6 protein-coding genes and 1 pseudogene are annotated in these 5,192 nt (G+C 73.1%); 3 read left to right on the top strand and 4 right to left on the bottom strand.

The annotated features are described in order from the left end of the window. Positions 1-179 precede the first annotated feature (179 nt). Both RIM90_RS20430 and RIM90_RS20435 read left to right on the top strand, forming a co-directional pair. A complete protein-coding gene (locus RIM90_RS20430) occupies positions 180-458 on the top strand; it encodes a heavy-metal-associated domain-containing protein (RefSeq protein WP_309062179.1) in 279 nt (92 codons plus the stop codon). An 84-nt stretch (positions 459-542) separates the two neighbouring features. After that, positions 543-2,804, top strand: a complete 2,262-nt coding sequence (locus tag RIM90_RS20435; protein WP_309062180.1) for a heavy metal translocating P-type ATPase — start codon at positions 543-545, stop codon at positions 2,802-2,804. A gap of 69 nt (positions 2,805-2,873) precedes the next feature. Here RIM90_RS20435 and RIM90_RS20440 read toward each other — a convergent pair whose 3' ends face one another. From RIM90_RS20440 to RIM90_RS20455, 4 genes and pseudogenes are all read right to left on the bottom strand, one after another. Then, a complete protein-coding gene (locus tag RIM90_RS20440) occupies positions 2,874-3,515 on the bottom strand; it encodes a DUF305 domain-containing protein (protein ID WP_309062181.1) in 642 nt (213 codons plus the stop codon). Positions 3,516-3,645: 130 nt separating this feature from the next. Beyond that, a complete protein-coding gene (locus RIM90_RS20445; RefSeq protein ID WP_309062182.1) occupies positions 3,646-4,050 on the bottom strand; it encodes a DUF6153 family protein in 405 nt (134 codons plus the stop codon). A gap of 34 nt (positions 4,051-4,084) precedes the next feature. Continuing rightward, positions 4,085-4,240, bottom strand: a pseudogene (locus RIM90_RS20450) (thioredoxin-disulfide reductase); the annotation flags it as partial. Positions 4,241-4,259: 19 nt separating this feature from the next. Further along, complete coding sequence (locus tag RIM90_RS20455) at positions 4,260-4,679, bottom strand: arsenate reductase ArsC (protein WP_309062183.1); 420 nt, start codon at positions 4,677-4,679, stop codon at positions 4,260-4,262. Positions 4,680-4,912: 233 nt separating this feature from the next. Between RIM90_RS20455 and RIM90_RS20460 the strand changes: the two genes are divergently transcribed. After that, positions 4,913-5,192: metalloregulator ArsR/SmtB family transcription factor (locus RIM90_RS20460; protein ID WP_309062184.1), on the top strand; the 280-nt coding region annotated here is incomplete at its 3' end.

A 5,192-nucleotide genomic window follows, 5' to 3' on the forward strand; every position in this document is an offset into this window, starting at 1 on the left:
GCCGGCCGCCCCGCCCCCGGGCGATCCCCGCTCGGGGGCGGGGCGATCCGACCGCCTACCCCACGGGGTACGCGGAAGCGGCGCGGGAGTGTTTGCCAAAAATACCCCAGGGGGGTATACATGTGAGCGTCAGAGATACCCCCAAGGGGTACGCGACCGCCTCATCCGGGAGGAAACCCATGTCCTGCTGCACCCCCGACGGCAGCTGCTCCACCGGCACCGCCACCACTCCGGCGACCGAGGGCGTCACCACCGTCTACAACGTCTCCGGGATGACCTGCGGGCACTGCAAGGCCACGCTCACCAAGGAGATCGGCGCCCTGGACGGGGTGCTGACGGTCGACGTCGACGTCGAGGCCGGCCGGGTCGCCGTCACCACCTCCGGCGAGCCCGACGACGCGCTGCTGGCCAAGGTCGTCGACGACGCCGGCTACGAGCTCACCGGCCGCGCGGTCTGAGAGGCCGCACGCCCGCCGGACCCGCCCGCGGGTCCGGCGGTCCCTTTCCCCGCCCCCCTTTCCTGATCAGCCCGAGGAGCAGTGATGGCTACCACGGTCCCCGACACAGCCGAGGTCGAACTCGCCATTGGCGGCATGACCTGCGCCTCGTGCGCCGCCCGGATCGAGAAGAAGCTCAACCGGATGGACGGGGTCACCGCCACCGTCAACTACGCGACGGAGAAGGCCAAGGTCAGCTACACCGGGGACGTGTCCGTCCCGGAGCTGATCGCCACCGTCGAGGCGACCGGCTACACGGCGCGCGAGCCCGAGCCGGTACGGGCCGAGCCCGCTTCCGGCCCGGAAGCCGGCGGAGAGGCCGAAGAGGCCGACGGGCTGCGGCCGCTCAGGCAGCGACTGGTCACCGCCGTGGTGCTGGCCGTCCCGGTCATCGCGACGGCGATGGTGCCGGCGCTGCAGTTCGAGTACTGGCAGTGGCTGTCGCTGACCCTGGCGGCGCCCGTCGTCACGTACGCCGCGTGGCCCTTCCACAAGGCCGCCTTCACCAACGCCCGGCACGGCGCGGCCACCATGGACACACTGATCTCGGTCGGCACCCTGGCCGCGTTCCTGTGGTCGCTGTGGGCGCTGTTCTTCGGCACCGCGGGCACACCCGGCATGACGCACCCCTTCGAGCTGACCATCGCCCGCAGCGACGGTGCCGGGAACATCTACCTGGAGGCCGCCGCCGGCGTGACCGCCTTCATCCTGGCCGGCCGCTACTTCGAGGCGCGGTCCAAGCGCAAGGCCGGTGCCGCCCTGCGCGCGCTGCTGGAGCTGGGCGCGAAGGACGTCACCGTGCTGCGGGGAGGCCGTGAGGAGCAGATCCCGGTCGGCGAGCTGAAGGCCGGGGACCGCTTCCTGGTCCGGCCGGGCGAGAAGATCGCCACCGACGGCACGGTCGTCGAGGGCACCTCCGCCGTCGACGCGTCGATGCTCACCGGCGAGTCCGTTCCGGTCGAGGTCGGCATCGGGGACGCGGTCACCGGAGCGACCGTGAACGCGGGGGGCCGCCTGGTCGTCGAGGCCACCCGGGTCGGCGCCGACACCCAGCTCGCGCGGATGGCGAAGCTGGTCGAGGACGCGCAGAACGGCAAGGCCGCCGCCCAGCGGCTCGCCGACCGCATCTCCGGCGTCTTCGTCCCCGTCGTCATCGCCCTCGCACTGGGAACCCTCGGCTTCTGGCTGGGCAACGGCGCCGGACTGACCGCCGCGTTCACCGCCGCCGTGGCCGTCCTGATCATCGCCTGCCCCTGCGCCCTGGGCCTGGCCACGCCCACCGCGCTGATGGTCGGCACCGGGCGCGGCGCGCAGCTCGGCATCCTCATCAAGGGCCCGGAGGTGCTGGAGTCCACCCGCCGCGTCGACACCGTCGTCCTGGACAAGACCGGCACCGTCACCACCGGACGCATGACCCTGCTCGCCGTGCACACCGCCGGCGGAACCGACGAGGACGAGGTGCTGCGGCTGGCGGGCGCCCTGGAGCACGCCTCCGAACACCCGATCGCCCAGGCGGTGGCCGCGGGCGCGGCCGACCGCGTCGGCGCCCTGCCCGTCCCGGAGGACTTCGCCAACGTCCCCGGCCTGGGGGTGCAGGGCGTCGTCGAGGGACACGCCGTCCTCGTCGGCCGCGAGAAGCTCCTGCGGGAATGGGCCATGGACCTGCCGGCCGGCCTGGCACGCGCCAAGGCCGGCGCCGAGGCCGCGGGGCGCACCGCGGTCGCGGTCGCCTGGGACGGCGAGGCGAGGGCGGTCCTCGAAGTCGCCGACGCGGTCAAGGACACCAGTGCCGAGGCCGTCACCCGGCTGCGTGCCCTGGGCCTCACGCCGGTCCTCCTCACCGGGGACAACAGGGCCGTCGCCGAGGCGGTGGCCGCCGAGGTCGGCATCGACGAGGTCATCGCCGAGGTCATGCCCCAGGACAAGGTCGACGTCGTCAAGCGCCTGCAGGGCGAGGGCCGTTCGGTGGCGATGGTCGGCGACGGCGTCAACGACGCCGCCGCGCTCGCCCAGGCCGACCTCGGGCTGGCCATGGGGACCGGCACGGACGCCGCCATCGAGGCCGGCGACCTCACCCTCGTCCGCGGTGACCTGCGGGCCGCCGCCGACGCCATCCGGCTGGCCCGCAAGACCCTCGGCACCATCAAGTCCAACCTGTTCTGGGCCTTCGCCTACAACGTGGCCGCACTCCCGCTCGCCGCGGCCGGACTGCTCAACCCGATGATCGCCGGAGCCGCGATGGCGTTCTCCTCGGTCTTCGTCGTCGGCAACAGCCTGCGGCTGCGCGGCTTCAGGGCCGCGAGCTGAGCCGCCCCCGCACGGGATGAGGGCGGGCACCGGCGGTGCCCGCCCTCACCTCATGCCGACGTGATGCGGTCAGCCCTTGCCGAGCAGCTTGTTCATCTGCTCGATCTCCGCGCTCTGCGAGGCGATGATCTCGCCGGCCATCTTCGTGGCCGGACCGTGGGCACCGTCGGCCTGCTCGGTCTTCGCCATCTCGACCGCGCCTTCGTGGTGCTTGATCATCAGCTCCAGGAAGGCGGTGTCGAACGCCTCGCCCGAGGCGTTCTCGAGCTCGCTCATCTCCTCGTCCGTCATCATGCCGCCCATGCCGTGCAGGGAGTGGTCCATGGCGCCCTCGGCGGGCACCTCCTCGCCCCACGCGGTCAGCCAGCCGGACAGCGTCTCGATCTCCGGGCCCTGGGCCTCCTTGATCTCCGCGGCGAGCTTCTTCACCTCGGCCGACCGAGCCCTCCCGGGCGCGAGGTCGGCCATCTCGACGGCCTGACGGTGGTGGGGGATCATCCCCTTCGCGAAGGCCACGTCGGCGGCGTTGTGCCGCCCCTGCGACGCCGATGCGGACGCCGGGGCCGAGGGGGAAGCGGTGGCGTTGTGGCCGCCGTGCCCGGCCGAACCGCTGCCGTCGCCGTCACCGCCGCAGGCGGCCAGGACCAGTGCCGCCGCACCGGCGGCGACGGCGGCGGCACTACGGCGGACGAGGGAACGCTTGCGCATCATGGTGGTGCAACTCCTTCCCGCGCGCCGTTCGCGGCGCGCGGTCCAAGCGGATGTGAGGGCGTGCGAAAGCACGGCACCCGCCACGGAGACCAGCGGAGATCGCCGGGCGCGGGGTGCCGGGCGGGCCGCTCTATATCCGCAGGAGCTGCAGCTCGGAAAGGTCGGGCGGCGCCCGCCCGTCGTGGGACGCGCGCACGGCCGCCGCGGTGGGCGAGGCGGCGGCGGGCGCGGCCGGCACCGCGCCGGCGAGCGCCGGCGGCGTGTACGCCGAACCGATCCCGGCGGCCGCGCACATCCCGTCGGCGTGATCGAGATGCCCCGGCCCGCCGCCGTCCGTGTGCGCGCAGGCCGCGTCCGCGTGCGGCACGCCGGCCGCCGCGGCCGTCGCCCTCTCGTGGCCGGTGTCCGCATGCGCCGTGGGCACCGCCCCGGGAGCCAGGCCGTGCATGCCCAGCACACCGGTCAGCACCGCCAGCACCAGCAGCACGAACAGCCGCCCGGCCGGGCGGCTGCTTGATCGGGTGCTCCTGGGCATGCGCCCATCGTAGGGGCCTGCCCTAGCGGCAGCCGGACCCGGTGGTCACGATCACCGTCTTCGCGCGGTGCCCGGCACCCGCGGTGCCGGTGACCGACTCGATGTCCCCGGTGGGGTCCGCCTCGACGACGTCGTCGTCGATCATCTCCGCGCCGGACTTCTCGGCCCGCGCACGCGTGTTCGCCACCAGGCGTTGTCGGGCGCTGAGGTCACGCCTCCTGGTTGGCGTCGATCTCGGCGATGAGGGCCTCGATGCGGGTCCTGATCTCGTCGCGGATCGGGCGGACGGCCTCGACGCCCTTGCCCGCCGGGTCCTCCAGGGCCCAGTCGAGGTACTTCTTGCCGGGGAAGACCGGGCAGGCGTCGCCGCAGCCCATGGTGATGACGTAGTCGGACGCCTGGACGGCCTCGGTGGTGAGGATCTTCGGCTCGGCGGCGGAGATGTCGACGCCGACTTCCTGCATCGCCTCGACGGCGGCCGGGTTGACCCGGTCGCCGGGGACGGAGCCGGCGGAGCGGACCTCGACGCGGTCGCCCGCGAGGTGCTGGAGGAATCCGGCGGCCATCTGGGAGCGGCCGGCGTTGTGGACGCAGACGAACAGCACGGAGGCGAGCGGAGCGGAGGACATGCGTTCTTCCTTCACGAAGTGGTGGCAGGTGGTGCGGAAAGGCTCAGGTGCTCGGCAGGCCGGTGACGCGGGTGCCGATGTCGTCGCGGATCCGGGGGACGGCTCCGAGGGGAGCGCCGTCGGGACCGATCACGGGCCGGTCCAGGTGGCGGCGGACATGGGAGACCCTTCCGACGGGCCTGTAGGTCAGCCCCGGCTGGTATCAGCGTCGGGTGATGTGACAGTATCAGCCCATGATGACGTCAGTCGACACTGACCTGATCCGGGTGCTGGCCGACCCGCTCAGGCTCCGGATCGTGACCCTGCTCGCCCGCGAGACGCTGTGCACCACCCACCTCGTCGAGGAGACCGGCGCCCGGCAGACCAACCTCTCCAACCACCTGAGAGTGCTGCGCGAGGCCGGTGTCGTCGAGACCGAGCCGTGCGGCCGCTACACGTACTACAAGCTGCGCCCCGACGTCATCGCCCAGCTCGCCGGACAGTTCGCCGACCTGGCCGAACAGGCCCGCACCG

This window comes from Streptomyces sp. (assembly GCF_031181555.1).
Classification (GTDB): Bacteria; Actinomycetota; Actinomycetes; order Streptomycetales; family Streptomycetaceae; genus Streptomyces; species Streptomyces fimbriatus.

What these genes read in the sequence shown, in the direction of transcription:
- RIM90_RS20430 (WP_309062179.1), top strand. Translation starts at nt 180, where the DNA reads ATGTCCTGCTGCACCCCCGACGGCAGCTGCTCCACCGGCACCGCCACC.
- RIM90_RS20435 (WP_309062180.1), top strand. Translation starts at nt 543, where the DNA reads ATGGCTACCACGGTCCCCGACACAGCCGAGGTCGAACTCGCCATTGGC.
- RIM90_RS20440 (WP_309062181.1), bottom strand. Translation starts at nt 3,515, where the DNA reads ATGATGCGCAAGCGTTCCCTCGTCCGCCGTAGTGCCGCCGCCGTCGCC.
- RIM90_RS20445 (WP_309062182.1), bottom strand. Translation starts at nt 4,050, where the DNA reads ATGCCCAGGAGCACCCGATCAAGCAGCCGCCCGGCCGGGCGGCTGTTC.
- RIM90_RS20455 (WP_309062183.1), bottom strand. Translation starts at nt 4,679, where the DNA reads ATGTCCTCCGCTCCGCTCGCCTCCGTGCTGTTCGTCTGCGTCCACAAC.